Source organism: Nocardia puris (genome assembly GCF_036051655.1).
Classification (GTDB): Bacteria; Actinomycetota; Actinomycetes; order Mycobacteriales; family Mycobacteriaceae; genus Nocardia; species Nocardia puris.
Genome location: NZ_CP107943.1, coordinates 1,714,235 through 1,733,952, shown reverse-complemented (window position 1 = coordinate 1,733,952; position 19,718 = coordinate 1,714,235). Strand labels below are relative to the sequence as shown.

At 70.6% G+C, this 19,718-nt stretch carries 15 protein-coding genes and 1 tRNA gene; 5 read left to right on the top strand and 11 right to left on the bottom strand.

Translation table 11 applies throughout. The annotated features are described in order from the left end of the window. Window positions 1–4: 4 nt before the first annotated feature. The 5 genes from OHB21_RS07625 to OHB21_RS07605 form a co-directional block, all read right to left on the bottom strand. On the bottom strand, window positions 5–1,468 hold the full coding sequence (locus OHB21_RS07625) for a peptidoglycan D,D-transpeptidase FtsI family protein (RefSeq protein WP_067502688.1): 1,464 nt from the start codon (window positions 1,466–1,468) through the stop codon (window positions 5–7). Further along, a complete protein-coding gene (locus OHB21_RS07620) occupies window positions 1,465–2,940 on the bottom strand; it encodes an FtsW/RodA/SpoVE family cell cycle protein (RefSeq protein WP_067502685.1) in 1,476 nt (491 codons plus the stop codon). Before OHB21_RS07620 ends, OHB21_RS07625 begins: the two co-directional genes overlap by 4 nt. Continuing rightward, a complete protein-coding gene (locus OHB21_RS07615) occupies window positions 2,940–4,427 on the bottom strand; it encodes a PP2C family protein-serine/threonine phosphatase (RefSeq protein WP_113975112.1) in 1,488 nt (495 codons plus the stop codon). The genes OHB21_RS07620 and OHB21_RS07615 overlap by 1 nt, the downstream gene beginning before the upstream one ends. Then, a complete protein-coding gene (locus OHB21_RS07610) occupies window positions 4,424–4,891 on the bottom strand; it encodes an FHA domain-containing protein FhaB/FipA (RefSeq protein ID WP_067502681.1) in 468 nt (155 codons plus the stop codon). The genes OHB21_RS07615 and OHB21_RS07610 overlap by 4 nt, the downstream gene beginning before the upstream one ends. 195 nt (window positions 4,892–5,086) lie before the next feature. Next, entirely contained in the window at window positions 5,087–6,559 is a 1,473-nt protein-coding gene (locus tag OHB21_RS07605) for a DUF3662 and FHA domain-containing protein (protein ID WP_067502678.1), read from the bottom strand. A 236-nt stretch (window positions 6,560–6,795) separates the two neighbouring features. Here OHB21_RS07605 and OHB21_RS07600 point away from each other — a divergent pair. From OHB21_RS07600 to OHB21_RS07590, 3 genes are all read left to right on the top strand, one after another. Next, window positions 6,796–6,878 (top strand) — tRNA-Leu (locus OHB21_RS07600). 364 nt (window positions 6,879–7,242) lie between these two features. Then, window positions 7,243–8,013 (top strand): SDR family NAD(P)-dependent oxidoreductase, encoded by a 771-nt coding sequence (locus OHB21_RS07595; RefSeq protein WP_067502675.1) that lies wholly within the window; start codon window positions 7,243–7,245, stop codon window positions 8,011–8,013. A gap of 55 nt (window positions 8,014–8,068) precedes the next feature. After that, window positions 8,069–9,490, top strand: a complete 1,422-nt coding sequence (locus OHB21_RS07590; protein WP_228789742.1) for a hypothetical protein — start codon at window positions 8,069–8,071, stop codon at window positions 9,488–9,490. A 343-nt stretch (window positions 9,491–9,833) separates the two neighbouring features. Here OHB21_RS07590 and OHB21_RS07585 read toward each other — a convergent pair whose 3' ends face one another. Beyond that, on the bottom strand, window positions 9,834–10,499 hold the full coding sequence (locus tag OHB21_RS07585; RefSeq protein WP_067502668.1) for a TetR/AcrR family transcriptional regulator: 666 nt from the start codon (window positions 10,497–10,499) through the stop codon (window positions 9,834–9,836). A 68-nt stretch (window positions 10,500–10,567) separates the two neighbouring features. On the opposite strand from OHB21_RS07585, the gene OHB21_RS07580 reads away from it, so the two are divergent. Next, window positions 10,568–12,748 (top strand): MMPL family transporter, encoded by a 2,181-nt coding sequence (locus OHB21_RS07580; RefSeq protein WP_328438006.1) that lies wholly within the window; start codon window positions 10,568–10,570, stop codon window positions 12,746–12,748. A 717-nt stretch (window positions 12,749–13,465) separates the two neighbouring features. On the opposite strand, the gene OHB21_RS07575 is transcribed toward OHB21_RS07580, so the two are convergent. Beyond that, the gene (locus OHB21_RS07575) at window positions 13,466–14,503 is read right to left on the bottom strand and encodes a stage II sporulation protein M (RefSeq protein ID WP_084537269.1); all 1,038 of its coding nucleotides are present in this window, start codon (window positions 14,501–14,503) and stop codon (window positions 13,466–13,468) included. A 43-nt stretch (window positions 14,504–14,546) separates the two neighbouring features. Between OHB21_RS07575 and OHB21_RS07570 the strand changes: the two genes are divergently transcribed. Continuing rightward, the gene (locus tag OHB21_RS07570) at window positions 14,547–15,320 is read left to right on the top strand and encodes an RDD family protein (RefSeq protein ID WP_067502662.1); all 774 of its coding nucleotides are present in this window, start codon (window positions 14,547–14,549) and stop codon (window positions 15,318–15,320) included. Between the two features lie 5 nt (window positions 15,321–15,325). Here OHB21_RS07570 and OHB21_RS07565 read toward each other — a convergent pair whose 3' ends face one another. Genes OHB21_RS07565 through OHB21_RS07550 form a run of 4 tightly spaced genes read right to left on the bottom strand, consistent with a single transcriptional unit; the run spans window position 15,326 to window position 19,675 of the window. Continuing rightward, the gene (locus OHB21_RS07565) at window positions 15,326–16,612 is read right to left on the bottom strand and encodes a DUF58 domain-containing protein (RefSeq protein ID WP_195124938.1); all 1,287 of its coding nucleotides are present in this window, start codon (window positions 16,610–16,612) and stop codon (window positions 15,326–15,328) included. A gap of 2 nt (window positions 16,613–16,614) precedes the next feature. Continuing rightward, window positions 16,615–17,595, bottom strand: a complete 981-nt coding sequence (locus tag OHB21_RS07560; protein ID WP_113975113.1) for an AAA family ATPase — start codon at window positions 17,593–17,595, stop codon at window positions 16,615–16,617. Continuing rightward, complete coding sequence (locus OHB21_RS07555; protein WP_084537267.1) at window positions 17,592–18,809, bottom strand: DUF4129 domain-containing protein; 1,218 nt, start codon at window positions 18,807–18,809, stop codon at window positions 17,592–17,594. Before OHB21_RS07555 ends, OHB21_RS07560 begins: the two co-directional genes overlap by 4 nt. Continuing rightward, on the bottom strand, window positions 18,806–19,675 hold the full coding sequence (locus OHB21_RS07550) for a hypothetical protein (protein WP_232331609.1): 870 nt from the start codon (window positions 19,673–19,675) through the stop codon (window positions 18,806–18,808). The genes OHB21_RS07555 and OHB21_RS07550 overlap by 4 nt, the downstream gene beginning before the upstream one ends. Window positions 19,676–19,718 lie beyond the last annotated feature (43 nt).

The window sequence follows — 19,718 nt, the reverse complement described above, 5'->3', positions numbered from 1 at the left end:
TCGATCAACTCCCCCGCAGGCCCGCGTCCAGCACCGCGCGGGCGACGGGGGCGGCCACCGAACCGCCGGTCGCGGCCAACGCCCGGTCTCCGCCGTTCTCGACGATCACCGCGATGGCGATCTTCGGGTTCTGCGCGGGGGCGAACGCGATGTACCAGGTGTGCGGCGGCGTGTTGCGGGGATCGCTGCCGTGCTCGGCGGTGCCGGTCTTGGACGCGATCGTGTACGGGGTGTTGCCGCCGCCGGAGAACTGTTCGGAACCGATCATCATGGTGGTCAGCTGAGACGCTACCTCGGCGCTGATCGCCTGTCCGACCGAGACCGGCTCGGTGCGCGAGAGCTCACTGAGGTCGGGTCCCTGACGCTGATCCACCAGGTAGGGCTCCATCCGGACCCCGCCGTTGGCGATGGTCGCGGCGATCACCGCGTTGTCGAGCGGGGTGAGCGCCACATCGCGCTGGCCGATGCTGCTCTGGCCGAGCGCGGCGTCGTCGGGGATGGTGCCGACGGTGCTCTCGGCGACCGGGATCGGGATGCCGCGATGCGGGCCGATGCCGAAGGCGGCGGCCTCGTCCTTGAGTTCGGTCGCGCCGACCCGCAGGCCCAGCTCCACGAACGCCGTGTTGCACGACCGCGCGAACGCCTCCGACAGCGAGGCCGTCGGTCCGTCGCCGCAGGTCGACCCGTTGTAGTTCTCCAGCGTGGTCGAGGTGCCCGGCAGGGTGATGTTGGGCGCGGCGGTGAACTGGTCGTCGGGACCCGCGACCCCGTTGGACAGCGCCGCGGCCGTGACCAGCACCTTGAACGTGGAACCGGGCGGGTAGGTCTTGGAGACCGCGCGGTTGAGCATCGGCTGTTCGGGATCGCTGGTCAGCGTCTCCCAGGCCTGGGTGTTGCGCGCGCCGTCGTGCCCGGCCAGCAGGTTCGGGTCGTAGCTCGGCGTGGACACCATCGTCAGGATCTTGCCGGAGCTCGGCTCGATGGCGACCACCGAACCGGTGTAGCCCTTCGACGTGAGCTGCTCGTAGGCGACCTGCTGCATCACCGGGTTCAGCGTGGTGAGCACGTTGCCGCCGCGCGGATCGCGGCCGGAGACCAGGTCCACCAGGCGGCGGCCGAACAGCTGGCTGTCCGAGCCGTTGAGCACCTGGTCCTCGGCGTGCTCGAGCCCGGCGCTGCCGTACTGCATCGAGTAGAAGCCGGTCACCGGCGCGTACGCCTGCGGGTCGGTGGGGTAGGTGCGCAGGTACTTGTAGCGGTCCTCGGTGGCGACCGAGCCGGCCAGCACCGTGCCCGCGGCCGAGATCTGGCCGCGCTGGCGCGAGTACTCGTCGAGCAGCACGCGGGAGTTGCGCGGGTCGGCGCGGTAGTCGTCGGCCTTGATGTACTGGATGTAGGTCGCGTTGAGCAGCAGCACGACGATCATCGCCATCACGGCGACCGCGACCCGGCGTAGCGGCGTGTTCATCCTTGCGACCTCGTCTCCGATCGGCGCAGCAGTTCGGTCGGCGCCTCGGCGATGGGCGCCGCGGGCTCCTTCCTGCGCACCGGCGCGGGAGCGCGCGCCGCGTCGGACACCTTGATCAGCAGCGCCAGCAGCGCGTAGTTGGCCAGCAGCGAGGAACCGCCGTAGGAGACGAACGGGGTGGTGAGGCCGGTCAGCGGGATCAGCTTGGTGACGCCGCCCACCACCACGAACAACTGCACCGCGATGGTGAACGAGAGCCCGGCGGCCAGCAGCTTGCCGAAGCTGTCGCGCACCGCCAGCGCCGTGCGCAGCCCGCGCAGGATCAGCACCAGGAACAGGACCAGCACCGCGGTGAGCCCGATCAGGCCCAGCTCCTCGCCGATGGTGGTGATGATGAAGTCGGTCTTGGAGAACGGCACCTGATTGGGGCGCCCGCTGCCCAGACCGGTGCCCGCCAGCCCGCCCGTCGCCAGCCCGAACAGCGATTGCGAGATCTGGTAGCCGGTGTTGTGGTAGTCGGAGAAGGGGTCGAGCCAGGTGTGCACGCGCACCCGCACGTGCCCGAACATCTGGTAGGCGAAGAAGAAGCCGACCGAGAGCAGCGCGCCGCCGATGATCAGCCAGCCCACCCGCTCGGTAGCGATGTAGAGCATCACCAGCACGGTGCCGAAGATCAGCAGCGAGGTGCCCAGATCCTTCTCGAACACCAGCACCGCGATGCACACCAGCCAGACCGCCACGATCGGGCCGAGGTCGCGGGCGCGCGGGAACTCCATGCCCAGCATGTGCTTGCCCGCGGTGGTGAACAGTTCGCGCTTGGCGACCAGCACCGAGGCGAAGAAGACGATCAGCAGGATCTTGGCGAACTCACCGGGCTGCACGCTGAAGCCGGGCAGCCTGATCCAGATCTTGGCGCCGTTGGTCTCGGAGTAGGCGGCGGGCAGCAGCGCCGGGATCATCAGCGCGACCAGGCCGATCAGGCCCAGGGTGTAGCTGTATCGGGCCAGCGTGCGGTAGTCGCGCAACACGACCAGCAGTGTGATGAACACGACCATCGCCAGGCCGGTCCACAGGATCTGCTGGTTGGCGTCGGGCGAGGGGATCGGCATCGAATTGAACTCGGCGTTCTGCGCCGCGCCCAGATCGAGGCGGTGGATCAGCACCAGCCCGAGGCCGTTGAGCAGCGCGACGATCGGCAGCAGCAGCGGATCGGCGAACGGGGCGAAGCGGCGCACCGCCAGATGCGCGATCGCGAACAGCCCGAGGAAGGCCAGGCCGTACTTGGCGATGTCCCAGGTGATGGACTGCTCCTGGCTGGCCTCCACCAGGAACAGCGACACCGTGGTGATCAGCGCGGCGAACGCGAGCAGCAGCAGTTCCGCGTTACGCCTGGTCGACGGTGGCGGCGCAGGCGCGAACCCGCCCGGGGGACTGGGAAAGGCCCCCGCGGACGGCGGTGGCGGTGCGGACATCAGTCCGTCACCCGGCAGTTCTCCCCCGAGGACTGGGGGTTCGACGCGGGCTCGGACGGACCGGTCGGCGTCGGCGTCTGCAGGTCGGTCGCCGGCGGAGCCTGCGTGGCGTTCGGATCGGCGGGCGGCGGCGCGGGCTCGGTGGGCGCGGGCTCACCGGTCGGCGTCGGCTCACCGGTCGGCAGCACACCGGGCTGCGGAACGCTCGGCTCGGTCTTGCGCGCGGGGCACGGCGGCAGCAGTTCCTGCTGGGCCAGCAGGCGCATCTGCTCCTCGGCCTTGGCCAGCGAACCGGGCGGCAGCCCGTTATTGACCTTGTCGCGGCCGGTCTGCTCCAGATCGCTCACCCGCAGCTGCTTGCACCCCGACGGCAGATCCGCGCCGGTGCCCAGCAGCGTCAGCTCGCCGCCCTTGTCGACGCAGCCGACGGTGGCGACGTCGTGGATGGAGTACCCGAGTACCGAACCCGGCAGCCCGCGCAGGATCACCACCTGGCCGTTGTCGGCGCCCACGTAGTAGTTGTTGCGGATCATCTTGTAGCCGACCACCAGACCCACCGCTACGGCCACCACCAGCGCCACTCCGAGCAGCACCCAGCGCAACTTGTGCGATTTGGCGGGCGGCGGCGGCTCCGGCGCGGCCGCGCGGCGCGGCGGGGCGGCGCGCGGCGGGCGCATGGCGGCGGCCCGGCCCGCGGCGGTGTTCGGCGGCGGGGTGTCCTCGTCCTGCCCCGACGCGGCGCCCGCCACGATGGGGTGGCTCTGGCCGTAGTCCAGGTCGATGACGTCGGCGACCACCACGGTCACGTTGTCGGGGCCGCCGCTGCGCAGCGCCAGCTCGATGAGCCGGTCGGCGCACTCGTCGGTGGTGCCCTCGCGCAGGGTATTGGCGATGGTCTCGTCGCTCACCACGTCCGACAGGCCGTCCGAGCAGAGCAGGTAGCGATCGCCCGCGCGGGATTCGCGCATGATCAGCGTCGGCTCGATCTCGTTGCCGGTGAGCGCGCGCATGATCAGCGAGCGCTGCGGGTGGGTGTGCGCCTGCTCCGGCGTGATGCGGCCCTCGTCGACCAGCGACTGCACGAACGTGTCGTCGCGGGTGATCTGGGTCAGTTCGCCGCCGCGCAACAGGTAGGCGCGCGAGTCGCCGATGTGCACCAGGCCGAGCTTCTTGCCCGCGAACAGGATGGCGGTGAGCGTGGTGCCCATGCCGTCGAGTTCGGGCTCCTCCTCGACCTGATCGGCGATGGCGGCGTTGCCCGAGCGGGTCGCGGCGTCGAGCTTGCCGAGCAGATCGTCGCCCGGCTCGTCGTCGTCGAGGTGCGCCAGCGCCGCGATCATCAGCTGCGAGGCGACCTCACCGGCCGCGTGCCCGCCCATGCCGTCGGCGAGCGCGAGCAGGCGGGCGCCCGCGTAGACGGAATCTTCGTTATTGCCTCGGACCAGACCACGGTCGCTGCGCGCTGCGTAGCGGAGAACGAGTGTCACGATCGGAGCTCGATCACTGTCTTGCCGACCCGGACCGGGGTGCCGAGCGGGACGCGGACGGCGGTGGTGACCTTCGCGCGGTCCAGGTAGGTGCCGTTGGTGGAGCCGAGATCCTCGACATACCAGTCGTCACCCCGCGGGGACAGCCGCGCGTGGCGGGTGGAGGCGTAGTCGTCGGTGAGTACCAGCGTCGAATCGTCCGCACGCCCGATCAGCACCGGCTGGGTGCTGAGCGAGATGCGGGTGCCGGCGAGTGAACCTTGAGTCACCACAAGATATTTGGCGCCCTTCTGGCCTCGGCGCAGGGACGGCAGCACCGCGGAACCGCGCGCGGCCCTGGGCTGGATCCTGATGCCGGATGCCGCGTAGATGTCGCTGCGCAAGGTCCGCAATACCGCCCAGACGAACAGCCACAGCAGCAGGAGGAACCCCGCACGGGTCACTTGCAGGATCAGTCCCTGCACGGCGTTCCACCTCCTGTCCAGTCCGTAGGTACGTCGGTGCCGTGGGCGCGGTGCGACCGCCCCACGGCCTCGCCGGCTCCGGTACGGAGCCGCGCGCGTTTGGCAGCATCATAGGGCCGTCGACCGACTCCGATCACGATACGACCGACGAGTACGCCGGAACGATGTCGTGATCCGCATCGCGAGCTTACGGGATCAGACGATACGGATCAGGATCTCGGAATGCCCGGCACGGATCACATCTCCGTCGGCGAGCTGCCAGTCCTGCACCGGCGAACCGTTCACCAGCGTGCCGTTGGTCGAGCCGAGATCCGACAGCATCGCCGTCTGGCCGTCCCAGCGGACCTCGATGTGGCGGCGCGAGACACCGGTGTCGGGCAGGCGGAAATGCGCGTCCTGGCCGCGGCCGATGATGTTGCTGCCCTCGCGTAGCTGGTAGGTGCGCCCGCTGCCGTCGTCGAGCTGGAGCGTGGCCGAGTAGCCCGATCCCGCGCCCGCCGCCGCGCCGTAACCCGGCTCGGCGTACCCGGCCTGCTGGCCGTAGCCGGGCTGTTGCGAGTACGCCTGGCCGTAGCCCTGTTCCTCGGGGGCGGCGTAGCCCTGGTCGCCGTAGCCGGCCTGCTGGCCGTAACCGGGGTCGGCGTATCCCTGCTGGCCGCCGCCGTAGCCGCCGCCCTGCTGGGCGTAGCCCTGCTCGCCGTACCCGGCCTGTTGGCCGTAGCCCTGATCCGCGTAACCCTGGTCGCCGTAGCCTTGCTGGCCGTACCCCTGCTGCTGGCCGTAGCCCTGGTCGGCGTAGCCGCCGCCCTGCTGGCCGTAGCCGGGCTCCTGGTAGCCCTGCGCGCCGTAGCCCTGGTCGCCGTAGCCTTGCTGGCCGCCGCCGTAGCCGCCGCCCTGCTGGGCGTAGCCCTGCTCGCCGTACCCGGCCTGCTGGCCGTAGCCCTGATCCGCGTAACCCTGCTGGCCGCCGCCGTAGCCTTGCTGGCCGCCACCCTGTTGGTAGTCGTAGCCGTTCTGATAGTCGCCGTAGCCCTGCTGGCCGTCGGGCGCCTGATAGTCGGCGGCACCGTACGACGCGCCACCGCGCGCGTAGTCGTCGCGGTACGCACCGTTCTGGGGACCTCCGGGCCGCCCCCCTGGCGGCGGTGCGTACCCGCGATCGCGTGGATCGGACTCCGCGGGCTCACGGCTCGGGTCGTAGCCAGAGTTCTGCGTCATGGGGCCAGCTCCTGGTTGCGGGTGTGCAGGTCGTTGTGGCGTGGGTTCCGGGCGGGGAGCCGACGAGCCCCCACGGCCGGCGTCCGGATCGACGCGGCCGCTCGCCCTGAACTGTCCGGTGTGCAGCGTAGGTGATGCCTCGAACGCTACGTGTACTTCGCCATAGGTCTGCCACCCTTGATCGCGGATGTAGTCCTGGAGATGTTTGGCGAACGCGCGGGTCGTGAGGTCGTGGTCGGAAGCCAGTTTCTCGTGGTCGGACGGGTTGATGGTGATCACATAGCTGTTCGGCACCAGACGGTGTCCACCGTCGAGTTGCCGCACGTTGTCGGTGGCTTCGCGCTGCAGCGCGTCCTCCACCTCCTTGGGCACCACGCTGCCGCCGAACACCCGGGCGAACACGTCGTCGAAACCGCGCAGGCGACGTTCGAACCTCGAGACGATGCCCATACCGGCCTCCCTTCGATGTGCTACACCCTGATGACTTCCCAGCTCCATAACAACGACACGCCGACATGGCGTGTCGCGGCACGACCACGGTCATTGCATGATATCCACGATCCTCCACACCTGTAACTCCTGGAAACGTCCGGAGGTTCCCCGGACGTCTCGGACACGTCACAATGGGCTCTGAACAGGCGATTTCTTGTGACGCCGATACCCGTGATAGTGTTCCGGAGTCGCTCGGGCGAGTGGCGGAATGGCAGACGCGCTGGCTTCAGGTGCCAGTGTCCTTCGGGACGTGGGGGTTCAAGTCCCCCTTCGCCCACTGCACTCGATAAGAGGCTCATGCTCACGGAGAGCGTGGGCCTTTTCTCGTTTCGTGTGTTTTGTGGGGGCGCAGCCCCCACGCCCCGCCCGGCGGGGCTGTGCCCCCCGGAGCCCCCCATTTCCACAGGTGTACCCGGGGGTTGCGTTATCGCAAGTGTGCTCGCCGCGGGATCCCGTGGCGCTGGTGGTTCGTTCCCGAGTTGTGGCCGAAGTGTTGGGGTGGTGTTGTGATCGCCACTGTTCGGGTGGGGGCGGGGTGGGTGTGCCGGTGGGCACAGGGGTGGGAGAGCCCTTCTATATAGGGGTGGTGGGTTGGGGCTCCTACCCTTGATTCCTGACGAGAACCTGTTCTAATTTTTGGCATGCGTAGATATGAGGGTCGTCGGGTTCTGGTCACCGGAGCGGGGTCGGGTATCGGGCAGGGGATCGCGTTGCGGCTGCTCGACGAGGGGGCGCGGCTGGTGGGCGTGGACGTCGACGAGGCGGGTCTGGCCGGGACGGTGGAGAAGGCCGGTGACGTCGACGGGCGGCTGCACACGCTGCGGATCGATATCGCCGATCCGGAGTCGGTGCGGGCCGGCACCGAGGCGGCGCTCGAATTCCTGGGCGGCGGGCTCGACGTGCTGGTCAACGCGGCGGGCATCCTGCGGCCCGCGCGCACCCACGAGATGCCGCTCGAGGTGTGGAACCAGGTGATCACGGTGAACCTCACCGGCACCTTCCTCATGACGCAGGCCGCGCTGCCCGCACTGGTGGACTCCGGGCACGGCGTCGTGGTCAACCTCTCGTCCACCGCGGCGTTCAGCGCCTCGCCCTATCTCGCCGCCTACGCCGCGTCCAAGGGCGGGGTCAACGCGTTCACCCACTCCATCGCGCTCGAATACGCCAAGCAGGGGTTGCGCGCGGTCAATATCGTGCCCGCGGGCATCACCAGCGGCATCACCACGAAGTCGATCCTGGACCAGCCCGACGGGGTGGACTACTCGCTGTTCGCGCGCCTCACCGGCTGGCTCAACAATGGCGCACTCGGTACACCCGAGGACATCGCCGGCGTCGTCGCCATGGTCGCCTCCGACGACGGCCGGTACATGACGGGCACCGAAATCCGCGTCGACGGCGGCGCGCTGATGTGAGTGGGGGCGCCGCCACGTCGTCCCACCGGGCGACCCGATCCTGTTGAGGCTCCGCATGATTCGCGCACCGTATGTTCTGCTCGCCGCCTGCGCGCTGGCGCTCGCCCCGGCCGGGCAGGCGCGGGCGGCGGAGTATTGGGGCCCGCTCGCGCCGCCGAATCCGCATCTCGGGCCGGTCGGCACCGCCACCATGCACGGTGACGCGGGGTCCTCGGATGTCACGCCGCTGCCGGGGCCGGGCCTCGGGCAGCAGCCGGTGGGCGCTTATCCGCTGGCGGCGGCCTGCCCGACGCTGCTGCAGGGTTCGGACGGGCTGGTCGTCGCGCTGTGCACGACCATCGCCGGACGCACGCCGACGGTGTACCTGCTGGATCCGGACGCGGGACCGCTAGGTGGCCCGCTCGCCTCGCTGGCGCTGCCGAAGGGCAGCCTGCTCGGCGGCGTCTACGCCTACCTCGACAGTGCCGACCGGCTGGTGGCCGTCGACGGTGACCGCGCCCTGGTGCGCATCGCGCACGCGCGCGAAGGCGGGCGCTGGGCACTGCGGGTGGACGAACGCGTCGATCTGGCCGCCGCGATTCCGGAGGGGGACAACGTCACCGGACTGGTCCCCGACTGGTCGGGCACGGTGTGGTTCGCGACCGGGCGGGGGTTGGTCGGCACCGTCGCGCCCGACGGCACCACGGCGACGCTCGCCCTGCCCGATCCGGCCGGCGGCGAGACCGTCGCCAACAGCATCTCGTCCGCGCCGAGCGGCCGCGTCGCCGTCGCCACCACGCACGCCCTCTACGAACTGGCCGCCACCGACGGGAGGCCTGAAATCCTTTGGCGCGCACCGTACGATCGCGGCACCGCGCGCAAACCGGGACAGCTGAGCTGGGGCACCGGCTCCACCCCCACGTACTTCGGCCCGCGCACCGGCGCCGACTACCTCACCATCGTGGACAGCGGTGACGAACAAGTGCGCGTCCTCGTCTACGCCTCCGGCGCCGGCGAGCTGCTGTGCTCGCGGCCCGTGCTCACCGAAGGCGGTGCGGGCAGCGAGAATTCGCCGATCGGGATCGGGCGGTCGGTGTTCGTCGCGAGCACCTACGGCTATCCGTACCCGGCCGTGCCGGACGACGCGGGGCCGGCCGTGCCGCCGAGCGCGCCGTTCACCGGCGGCATGACCCGTGTCGACGTGGACGACGCGGGCGGCTGCCGCACGGTGTGGGAGAACTCCGTGCGCAGCGCGGCCGTTCCGCATCTGTCAGCGGCCGACGGCTACGTCTACACCCTCACCCGGATCGGGCCCGCCTCGGCGACACCGCTCGACGGGTACGCGTTCACGGTGCTGGATTCCGGTACGGGACAGGTGGTTTCGACCTCACCGCTGCCCGGCACCCTCGCCAACGATCCGCTCCAGATGTCGCCGTTGTGCACGGCGGGCGGCCGGGTGCTCCAGGGCACCGTCACCGGGGTGCTACGCATCGGCTGACCACGTTGTGCACAGGCGGAGTCAGGTGCTGAACACGCTGTGCACAAGCCGTGTCACCTGTGGATATCTCGGCTCCACCTGTGGAAAACGTGTGTGCCGAGGGGATGCCGACACCCTGTGGACAACTTGCGGGCCGACTGGTGAAACCTCTTGCGCACCAAGAGTTCTACCGCCGACGCCGACTTATCAACAGCGAATTTCCGCTGGTAGAGCCGATAATCCGGAACGCCAACACCCTGGTGATGCCGGTGGATGAATCCGCGCCACCGGCGGAGAATCCTTCGCTCACACCATGTTCGCGGATTCATCCACAGGTAGGCGCAGGTCTGTGGATGCGGCGCGATCAGGGCCGCGGATCCCACTGGAAGGCATCGGCATTCGGCCCCGTCGCGAGTCCGCGCCGCACCACCGTCAGCACGCGCGCGATGGCGGCCTCCCGCGCTTGGGGCCCCTCGTCGGCGATCGCGCGCTCGACGAGCAGCGCCGACATCCCATGCACCATCGACCAGGCCGCCAGTTCGGCGTCGGGCCGGTCGGCCGGATCGGTGAAGCCGATCTCCACCAGTTCGTCCAGCAGATCGGAGAGCAGGTCGAAGGCGGGGGAGTTCCACTCCTCGGAGTTCTTGCGGTCGCGATTGCCGAACGCGGTGCGGAACAGGCCGGGCTCGCGCAGCGCGAACGTCACGTAGCCGCGGCCGACGGCGAACAGCCGCAGCACCGCGTCGGAATCGGGATCGAGTTCGTCCAGCGTCTCGGCCATGGCCCCGAACAGGCTGCGCTGCGCCTCCTCCTGCGCGGCGCCGAGCAACTGTTCGTGATTGGTGAAGTGCCGGTAGGCGGCGGTGGGGGTGACGCCGACCCGGCGGGCGGCCGCGCGCACCGTGACGGCTTCCGGTCCGCCCTTCTCGGCGAGTTCGGCGGCCGCGCGGACCAGGGCATTGCGCAGGTCGCCGTGGTGATACGAGCCTGCGCGGGCGCCCCGGGTGCGAGTGGCTTCCGAATTCGTCATCGATTCGATGTTGACACCTGTGCACATCCGGTGGCAAGTTAACACCCATAAAGTTTACGCATGGCAACATGCCCGTCCGGAGGTTCGCGATGTTCGAACGACTCGGCCGTTTCACGGTCCGGCATGCCCGCTGGATACTCGTCGCCAGCGTGCTGGCCCTCATCGCAGGCAGCGCGTTCGGCGTCACGGCGTTCAGCAAGATGCAGTCCGGTGGCCAGGAGGACCCCGGCGCCGAATCCAGCGCCGCCACCGCGCAATTGGCGCAGAAGTACGGTTCCGACACCGACTTCGTCTTCCTGATCCGGGCCGAGCAGGGCACCGTCGACGCCGAACCGGTCGCAGGGTTCGGCCGTGAACTGGCGGGTGAACTGGCCGCCGACGCCCGGCTGGTCAATGTGATCTCCTACTGGGACACGGGCTCGCCCGCGATGCGCTCCGAGGACGGCACCGCGGCCGTGATCCTGGCGGGCGGATCCAACACCGACCCCAGCCAGGACAACCGGATCGCCGAGGAGATCATCGCCGCCTACGGCACGGATGGGCCGATCGCGCAGGTCGGTATAGGCGGCAACGACGCGACGTTCGCGGCCGTCACCGAGCAGATCGGCAAGGATCTGGCGCTCGCCGAGGGCATCGCCGTGCCGCTCATCCTGGCGCTGCTGGTGCTCGCGTTCGGCAATGTGATCGCCGCGCTGCTCACTCTCGTGGTCGGCGGCGTCGCGATTCTGGGGACGTTCGCCGAACTGGCGATCCTCGGCTCGCTCACCGACGTGTCGGTCTACGCGGTCAACCTCACCACCGCCCTCGGGCTCGGCCTGGCCGTCGACTACGGACTGCTCATGGTGAGCCGCTTCCGGGAACGCCGTGCCGAGGGGGCCGAACCCGGCGACGCGGTGGTGCACGCGGTGTCGACGGCGGGGCGCACCATTGTGTTCAGCGCGGCCACCGTGGTCGCGGCGCTCTCCTCGCTGGTGATCTTCCCGCAGTACTTCCTGCGGTCGTTCGCCTACGCGGGCATCGGTGTGGTGGTGATCGCGGCCTCGGCCGCCGTGCTCACGCTGCCCGCGCTGCTCGCCGTGCTCGGCACCCGGTCCGACGCCTGGCGGGTGCCGGGGGTGCGCGGCATCCGCGGTGACGCCGCGCCGTTCTGGGCCGGGGTCGCGACGTTCGCTATGCGCAGGCCACTGGTCGCGGGCCTGCCGGTGGTGGCGCTGCTGCTGCTGGCCGCCGCGCCGCTGCTCAACGTGCAGTTCGGCACCCCGGACGATCGCGTGCTGCCGGTGAGCACCGAGGTGCGCCAGGTCGGCGACGCGATGCGTGAGGAATTCGGCGGCGGCGACACCAACGCGCTGTCGGTGGTCACCACGTCGGGGGTGGAGGCCGGTCCGCTCGCCGACTACGCGGCGGCGTTGTCGCAGGTGCCGCACGTGACCCAAGTCGATTCCGGTGCGGGCACTTTCGTCGACGGCGCGCGCGTCGCCACCTCACCCGCCGACGCCCGCTTCACGCGGCCCGACGCGCAGCGCCTCAACGTGCTCACGGATCTGGACCGCAACTCGCCCGAGGCGCGCGACCTGGTGGACCGGGTGCGCGAGGTGCCCGCGCCCACCACGGCGCTGGTCGGCGGTCAGGTGGCGGAGCTGCGCGACAGCCTCGCCTCCATCGGGTCGCGACTCCCGGTGGCCGTGGGCTGGATCGTGCTCACCACCTTCGTGTTGCTGTTCCTGTTCACCGGCAGCATCGTGCAGCCGCTGCGGGCGCTGCTGTCGAACGTGCTGAGCCTGGCGGCGACCCTCGGGCTGATGGTGTTCGTGTTCCAGGACGGGCACTTCTCGGGGCTGCTCGGGTTCACGCCCGCGCCGCTGGACGTGTCGATGCTGCTGCTCCTGTTCTGCATCACCTTCGGGTTGTCCATGGACTACGAGGTTTTCGTGATCAGCCGGATCAAGGAGCTGCACGACCGGGGCGCCACCACCGAGCAGGCGGTGGTGGAGGGGCTGGCGCGCACCGGCCGCCTGGTGACCACGGCGGCCGCGCTGATCTCCATCAGCTTCCTGGCCTTCGTCACCAGTGACGTGCGGTTCATCCAGTTCTTCGGGCTGGGTGCAGGCCTGGCGATCCTGATCGACGCCACGTTGGTGCGCGGCGTGCTGGTGCCGGTGGCGATGCGGCTGCTCGGGCCCGCCGCGTGGTTCGCGCCGAAGCCGTTGCGCGTGGTGCACGCGCGCTTCGGCCTCGCGGAGGCGTAGGGGGCGATCGGGAACCGTCCGGCCGAGGGGTGATCGCCCCTCGGCCGGACGTCGTCGCGGGGCGGTGACCCGCGTTTCCGCAGGTCCGTCACGCGAGTGAGGCGAAGATCACACCATCGATTCCGGTAGCGGCCGCGGTGCTGAACCCGGACGAATCGGGCGCTCGCACACTGGCGATTTCGCCTCCGGCAACCTCCCGGAGGTACCCGACCGGAGTGGGTCGAAAACCGGTGTGACCGGGTTCTGATCTTGTTTGATCCGAGATAAACAGACCTCAGGTCTCTTTTGGTTTGAGCAATGTTCAGCTACCTGAATCGTTGGTTACGAAATCGCAGGTAGAAAGCTCGCAAGTGATACATACCGATGTTTCGAATCCGCTCCGGCAAACCATGCCGCAGTCCATTGTTCGGTGCCGGTTCGTCCGTTTCGACGGGGTGTGAGTGGGTATGCCTGGAAGTTCGCCTTCGGCACGCACGGGGCAGCCGCGGGTTAGCTGGAAGTGTGAAGTAGACCGTCGTGACCGGGGTTTGCCAGCGGGCTGCTTTATACGCTTGACATCCGGCGTGGAGGGTTGCGCGGGCATAACGATTGTGTAGAGTCATCGGTAACGCTGGCCGCAGCTGAGCACGACTCGCTGCGGCCAGCGGAACTCAAATGGGGGATATCGCAACACATCCGAGACCTGGCGTTGCTGCCGATTGTCCGGAGTCGTTCAGTTCATCGTGTGCCCGACGTTGTCTGGGCTCGTGCCGTCGCCGGCAGCGCCAGCCAGTCCGTGTCGTCGCCCGGCGTGTGCGCCTGTCGCGCTTCCTGCTCCAGCACCGCGCGCCGCCCGACGCCGAACACGTAGACCAGGAACACCAGCTCGGCCGCCACGCCGATGCCCACCCGCACCGGCGCGGGCAGCGCGCTCGGCGTCACGAAACCCTCCAGCAGACCCGAGACGAACAGCACGCCCACCAGTCCGAGCGCGATCGCGGCGGTCGCCCGGCCCTGTCGCGCGACCGCCTCGACGCGGCTCAGTCGTCCCGGATCGATGAGCGTCCAGCCCAGCTTCAGGCCCGCACCGCCCGCCACGAAGATCGCCGTGAGCTCCAGAATGCCGTGCGGCAGGATGAATCCGAAGAACGAGTCCAGCCGGTCGGCCTCGGCCATGAGCCCCGCCGTGATGCCGACGTTGAGCGCGTTCATGAACAGCAGGTACACGGCGGGCAGGATCAGCACGCCCAGGAACAGGGCCATCGCCGCCACCCAGGCGTTATTGGTCCAGACCTGCGCGGCGAACGCCTCGTTCGGATGCTCGGTGTAGTAGGTCTCGAACGCGCCGCCCGGCGCGGTGACCCATTCGTTCTCGTCGGGGATGCCGAACAGGTCGCGGGCCCGGCCCGAGCCCTCGATCCACCGGGCCAGCCCGGCGGCGGTGGCCACGAACGCCGCCGCGACCGCCACCCACCACGGCCACGTGCGGTACAGCGCGGCGGGGAAGGTGTGGGTGAGGAAGCGGCCGATCTCGGTCCAGGTGCTCGATTTGGTGCCCAGCACCTTGCCGCGCGCCCGGGTGAGGATCGCGCTCAGGCCCGCGATGAGTTCCGGGTCGGGACTGTGCGATTGCAGGCGCGCCAACTGCTGGGAGGTGCGCCGGTACAGGACCACCAGTTCGTCGGCTTCGGCGCCGGTCAGCCTGCCGCGCCGGGACAGCTGATCCAGCCGCGCCCAGGCGCCGCGATGCGCGTAACTGTAAGCGTCGACGTCCATTCGGTTGCCTCCCATCCCCGCCGATGGAAAGAATGCTATCGACATGGCTGAGTTCACCACCGGCGAAGCGGTTGCTCTGGAGCTGCCGATCGCCCGCATCCCGACCCGCGCCGCCGCGTTCCTCATCGACCTGGCGGCGCAGTTCGCGCTGGCCGTGCTGCTGATCCTGCTCGCCGCGGCGATCTTCGCGAGCGCCGATCTGGACTCGGCCTGGCAGGACGCCGCCGTCACGGTGTGCATGGTCACCGTGCTGGTCGGCTATCCGGTCACCTGGGAGACCGCGACGCGCGGGCGCACGCCCGGCAAGATGGCGCTCGGGCTGCGGGTGATCCGCGCCGACGGCGGGCCGGTCGAGTTCCGGCACAGCCTCACCCGGGGCCTCGGCGGGGCGATCGTGGACTTCTGGCTGCTCGGCATGTTCGGGCTCGTCGCGGTGGTCACCTCGCTGTGCTCACCCAACGCCCGTCGCGTCGGCGACGTGCTGGCGGGCACCGTGGTGGTGCACGCCCAGCAGCCGCTGCCCGTGCCCGCCCTCGCCTACGCCCCGCCGTGGTTGGCCGGCTGGGCCACCCGCCTCGACCTGTCCGGTGTGCCGGAGGATCTCGCGCTCGCCATCCGCCAGTACCTCACCCGCCTGCGCACCCTCACCCCGGCCGCCCACGACACCCTCGGCCCCGCCTTGGTCAGCGCCCTGTGCACCCACCTGCGCGTCCCCCCACCCGCCGGCTACCCACCCGTCCAAATCCTCGGCGCCGTGATCTCCGAACGCCAACGGCGCGTGCTGGCGCCGGGACCCGGGCTGGTCCGCACTCGCTGAGCGCCTTAGAGCGACCCCGACTGTTTCAGCTCCAGATACTCGTCCGCCAGCGCTTCCGGCAACCGTCCCGGCGGGGCCGACACCACCGCGACGCCCTTGCGGCGCAGGGATTCCTGGACCAGGGCGCGTTCGGCGAGGACGGATTCGGCGGCGGCCGCGGTGTAGGGGTCGGCGCGGTGGGTGGCGGCCGCGGCGATCTCGGGGTCGATGACCGAGACGATGAGCACGCGGTGGCGGTGCGCGAGGGTCGGCAGGACGGGCAGCAGGTTCTCCTCGACGGCCGCGCCGTCCAGGCTGGTGAACCACACGACCAGGCTGCGGCGGCGGGCCCGCTGCACGGCCGCGCGCACCAGGCCGGCGCTGTCGGTGTCGACGAGGGCGGGCGTCACGCCGGCGAGCGCGTGCATGAGCTTGGGTTGCAGGCCCGCGCCGCGCACGCCCCGCACCTCGGTGCGCACCGAACGGTCGAAGGCCAGCAGGTCGACGCCGTCGCCCGCCGCCGAGGCCAGCCCGCCGAGCAGCAGCGCGGCCTCGATGGCGGCATCCAGGCGGGTGCCCTCGCCGACGCGTCCGGCGCTGACCCGCCCGGTGTCCATGAGCATCAGCACGTGCCGGTTGCGTTCCGGGCGCCAGGTGCGCACCAGCACGTCGGTGGCGCGGGCGGTGGCGCGCCAGTCGATGGCGCGCACGTCGTCGCCGGCCACGTAGTCGCGGAACGAGTCGAACTCGCTGCCCTGGCCGCGGGTGTTGGCCACGGCGCGGCCCTCGAGGTGTTGCAGCCGTTTGACTTTCGAGCGCATCAGCCGTTCGCTGCGGAAGGGCGGCAGCGCCCGCACCCGCGCGGGCACCGTGCGCCGGGACTGCCTGCCCGCCATGCCGAGCGGGCCGAGCAACCGCAGCGTCACCGGGCCCGCCACGCGGTCGCCGCGGAACCGGGGCGTGACCGTGGTGTGCAGGCGCACCTTGGTGTTCGGCGCGAGATCGAGGGTGTGGGTGCGGTTCTCGGTGCGCATGCTGTCGGGCCAGTCGTCCCAGAGCTGTCCGCGTATGTGGCGCTCGCCGGTGTTCACCACCGTCAATTCCACCGCGACGGTGCGGCCTTGGCGCACCACGGTGAGCTCCTTGCGCGACAACGTGAGTCCGGCGATCCGGCCCACCGCCGCCACGTCCACCAGCACCGCCGTGAGCAACACGCCCGTCGCGAGCGCCACCCCGTACCAGGACGGCAGCACCACCGCGACGAACACCGCCAGCACGGCCGCGAGGGCGACCAGACGACCCGTGACGACCACGGCTACACCGGAACCGGAACCGTGTGCAGCAGCGCCGACATCACGCTCTCGGTGGTCACCCCGTCCAGCTCCGCCTCCGGCCGCAGCTGCAACCGGTGCCGCAGCACCGCCACCGCCACGAACTTCACGTCGTCGGGCGTGACGAACGCGCGCCCGTTCAGCCACGCGAAGGCCCGCGCCGCCGCCATCAGCGCGATCGCGCCGCGCGTCGAGGCGCCGTGCTGCACGGCGGGCGCGGTGCGGGTGCCGCGGCACAGGTCCACGCAGTAGGCGAGCACCTCGGGGCTCACCGTGACGCTCGCGACGGCGGCGCGCCCGGCCGCGATGTGGGCGGGCCCGGCGACGCGGCGCAGCCCGGCGGCGGTGAGGTCGCGCGGATCGAATCCGGACGCGTGCCGTTGCAGGATGCGGAACTCGTCGTCGCGGTCGGGCAGCCGCACGTCGACCTTGAACAGGAACCGGTCCAGCTGTGCCTCCGGCAGCGGGTAGGTGCCCTCCTGCTCGATGGGGTTCTGGGTGGCGATCACCACGAACGGGTCGGGCAGCGGCCGGGGCTTGCCGTCCACCGACACCTGCCGCTCCTCCATCGACTCCAGCAGCGCCGACTGGGTTTTCGGCGGCGTGCGGTTGATCTCGTCGGCCAGCAGCAGGTTGGTGAACACCGGGCCGTGCCGGAAGGTGAACTCGGCCGAATGCGGATCGTAGATCTGCGAGCCGGTCACGTCGCCGGGCATGAGGTCGGGGGTGAACTGCACGCGGGCGTGTTCCAGATCCAGCGCGGTGGCCAGCGAGCGCACCAGCAGCGTCTTCGCCACGCCCGGCACACCCTCGAGCAGCACGTGCCCGCGGCACAGCAGGGCGAGCACCAGGTAGAGCACGGCGTTGTCGTTGCCGACCACCGCCTTGCCGATCTCCTCGCGCAGCGCGCCGAACGCCGCACCGGCCTCCGCCGCGGTGGGGGGTTTGCCGATGTCCGTGGTCATCCGACCTCCTGTTCGATGTATTCGAGTTGGGCGGCCACGTGCCGCAGCGCCGCCGCGTCGGGGACGTCGCCGTAGAGCGCGTGGTCGGCGACCTCACCCGGAATGCCGCGCGCCGTGAGCGCGGCGACCAATCGTTCCCGGCCGGCTTCCGCGCCGAAGCCCAGCGTGGGGCGCAGCCTGCGCACGGTCGCCGCGCGCAGTTTGCCCGCGACGTAGGCGTGGTCGCGGGAGCGGCGGTACAGCGCCGCCTGCCCGGCGAGCAGTTCGTTGGCGGCCACCTCCACCGGGCGCGGTTCGCGCACCAGGGCGCCACGCCGCCGGGCCCGCCACCAGATCAGCAGGCCCAGCAGGATCAGCAGCTGGAGCCCGCCGAAGGCCACGGTGCCGGGGAGCCGTTCGAAGATCGAGCCCGAGCCGGGGCCGAAATCCGGGAGGTCGACGTCGCGGTCCCCGGTGTCGGGACTTTCCGTGGGCGGCAGTTGCGGCTCGGGCGGCTTCGGCGCGATCGGCCCGCCGCACGCTTGCAGCACGCCGTAGAGCAGCAGCAGGACCACCGCCGCGCCCGCCACCGCCGCCCAGAATCGCGGATCGCGCAGCAGCTCGGGCAGTTCCGGCAGGCCGCGGCGGGTGCGCGGCGCGACCTCCACCGCCTCGCGCTCCACCGGCTCGGGTGCGGGCGGCGGCGCGCCGGCGGAGAAGCGGTCGGCGTATTCGAGGCGGCGGTACTCGTCCTCGGTGGCGCGCCGCCCGCCGTAGACGACCTCGTCGAAGCTGCGTGCGGCGGGCTGGAGTTCGCTCGCGACCTCGAGCGGGAGGTCGGCGGCCGAGGCGTCGTCGACGGTTTCGTCGGCCGTCCGGGAGCGCCGCACGTCGAGCACGCCGTGCTGTTCCATCCCGCGCAGCACGGCGCGGAACCGTTCGCGCAGGGCGCGGTCGTAATCCCGGTGCTGGGCGGCCTGTTCGGCGGCCGAGCGGTGTTCGTCGGCCGGGCCGAGCCGGGGGACGCCGGGGACGGGGGGTTCGCCGTGGACGGGCTGGTCTTGCGGCCGAGTCTCCGGCGGGGTCGGGGGGTAGTGGAGGGGAGCTCCGGGGCCGTGCGGAGGTTGCGCGCCGACTTGCGGCGGGGCAGCCGGATCATGCGGCGGGACAGCCGGGTTCGGCCGCGCGGGCTGCCCGTCGCCTGGTGTCCCGTCGTCGCGGGTGGGCCCGGTCATCGGCGGGCCTCCGGGACGCGGATGTCCAAACCCTCACGGCGGCAGCGCCGGTCGACGTAGGAGACCACGCGTGAGCTCGAGTCGACGATCTCGGCGAACGCCGCGATCAGCAGCGCGGCGCCGGTGAGGAGCGCGATCACGGCCCAGCGGCGGGTGCCGGAGAAATCGGAGACGAACCAGGGCAGCGCGAGCAGCGGCACGGTGAGCAGCGTGTACAGCATCCGCTGGCACAACCACAGCCCCGTCAGCGACCATTCCGCCTCGAACACCAGCACTTTCGTGCGCTGCACCGCCGCGCCGTAGTCGGCGCGCTCGGCGAAGATCACCGGCACCACCAGGAACCTCTTGGCGCGCAGGTAGCCGAGCCCGACCAGCGCGAACGGCAGCGTGACGATCAGGAATCCGCCGCCGACCAGTACGGCCAGACCGGTCAGCGTGAACATCAACTGCGCGATCAGCAGCGGCGTGAACCTCGCGGTCATGCGTTCGAACGCCGTGCGCAACCCGATGGGGGAGCCGCCCACCGTGGCCAGTCCGAGCGGCACGGTGACGCCGCGCAGGAACAGCCGCACCAGCCACGCGCAGCCCAGGGTGCCGAGGATCGCCGCCCACGCGGTGCCCGCATCGGACCCGTCGGTGAGGTGTGAACCGAGCCCGGTGATCCCGACGACCACCAGCTCGGCCAGGACCAGCGCCAGGCCCGCGGCGGCGGCCAGCGCCTTGATATCGGCCTGGATCAGGGCGAACGGCAGGTCTAGCTGTTCGCGGAAGGTCAGCGGGCGGACCGGCACCGTCGTTCCAGGGGACCCTGGTACCGGATCGTTTCCCGCCCCGACGGCACCGGCCGGGTCAGCGGCTGGCAACACGCGGCCGAGTCTAACCGGCCCGGCGGCCTCGAGTGCGATCGCC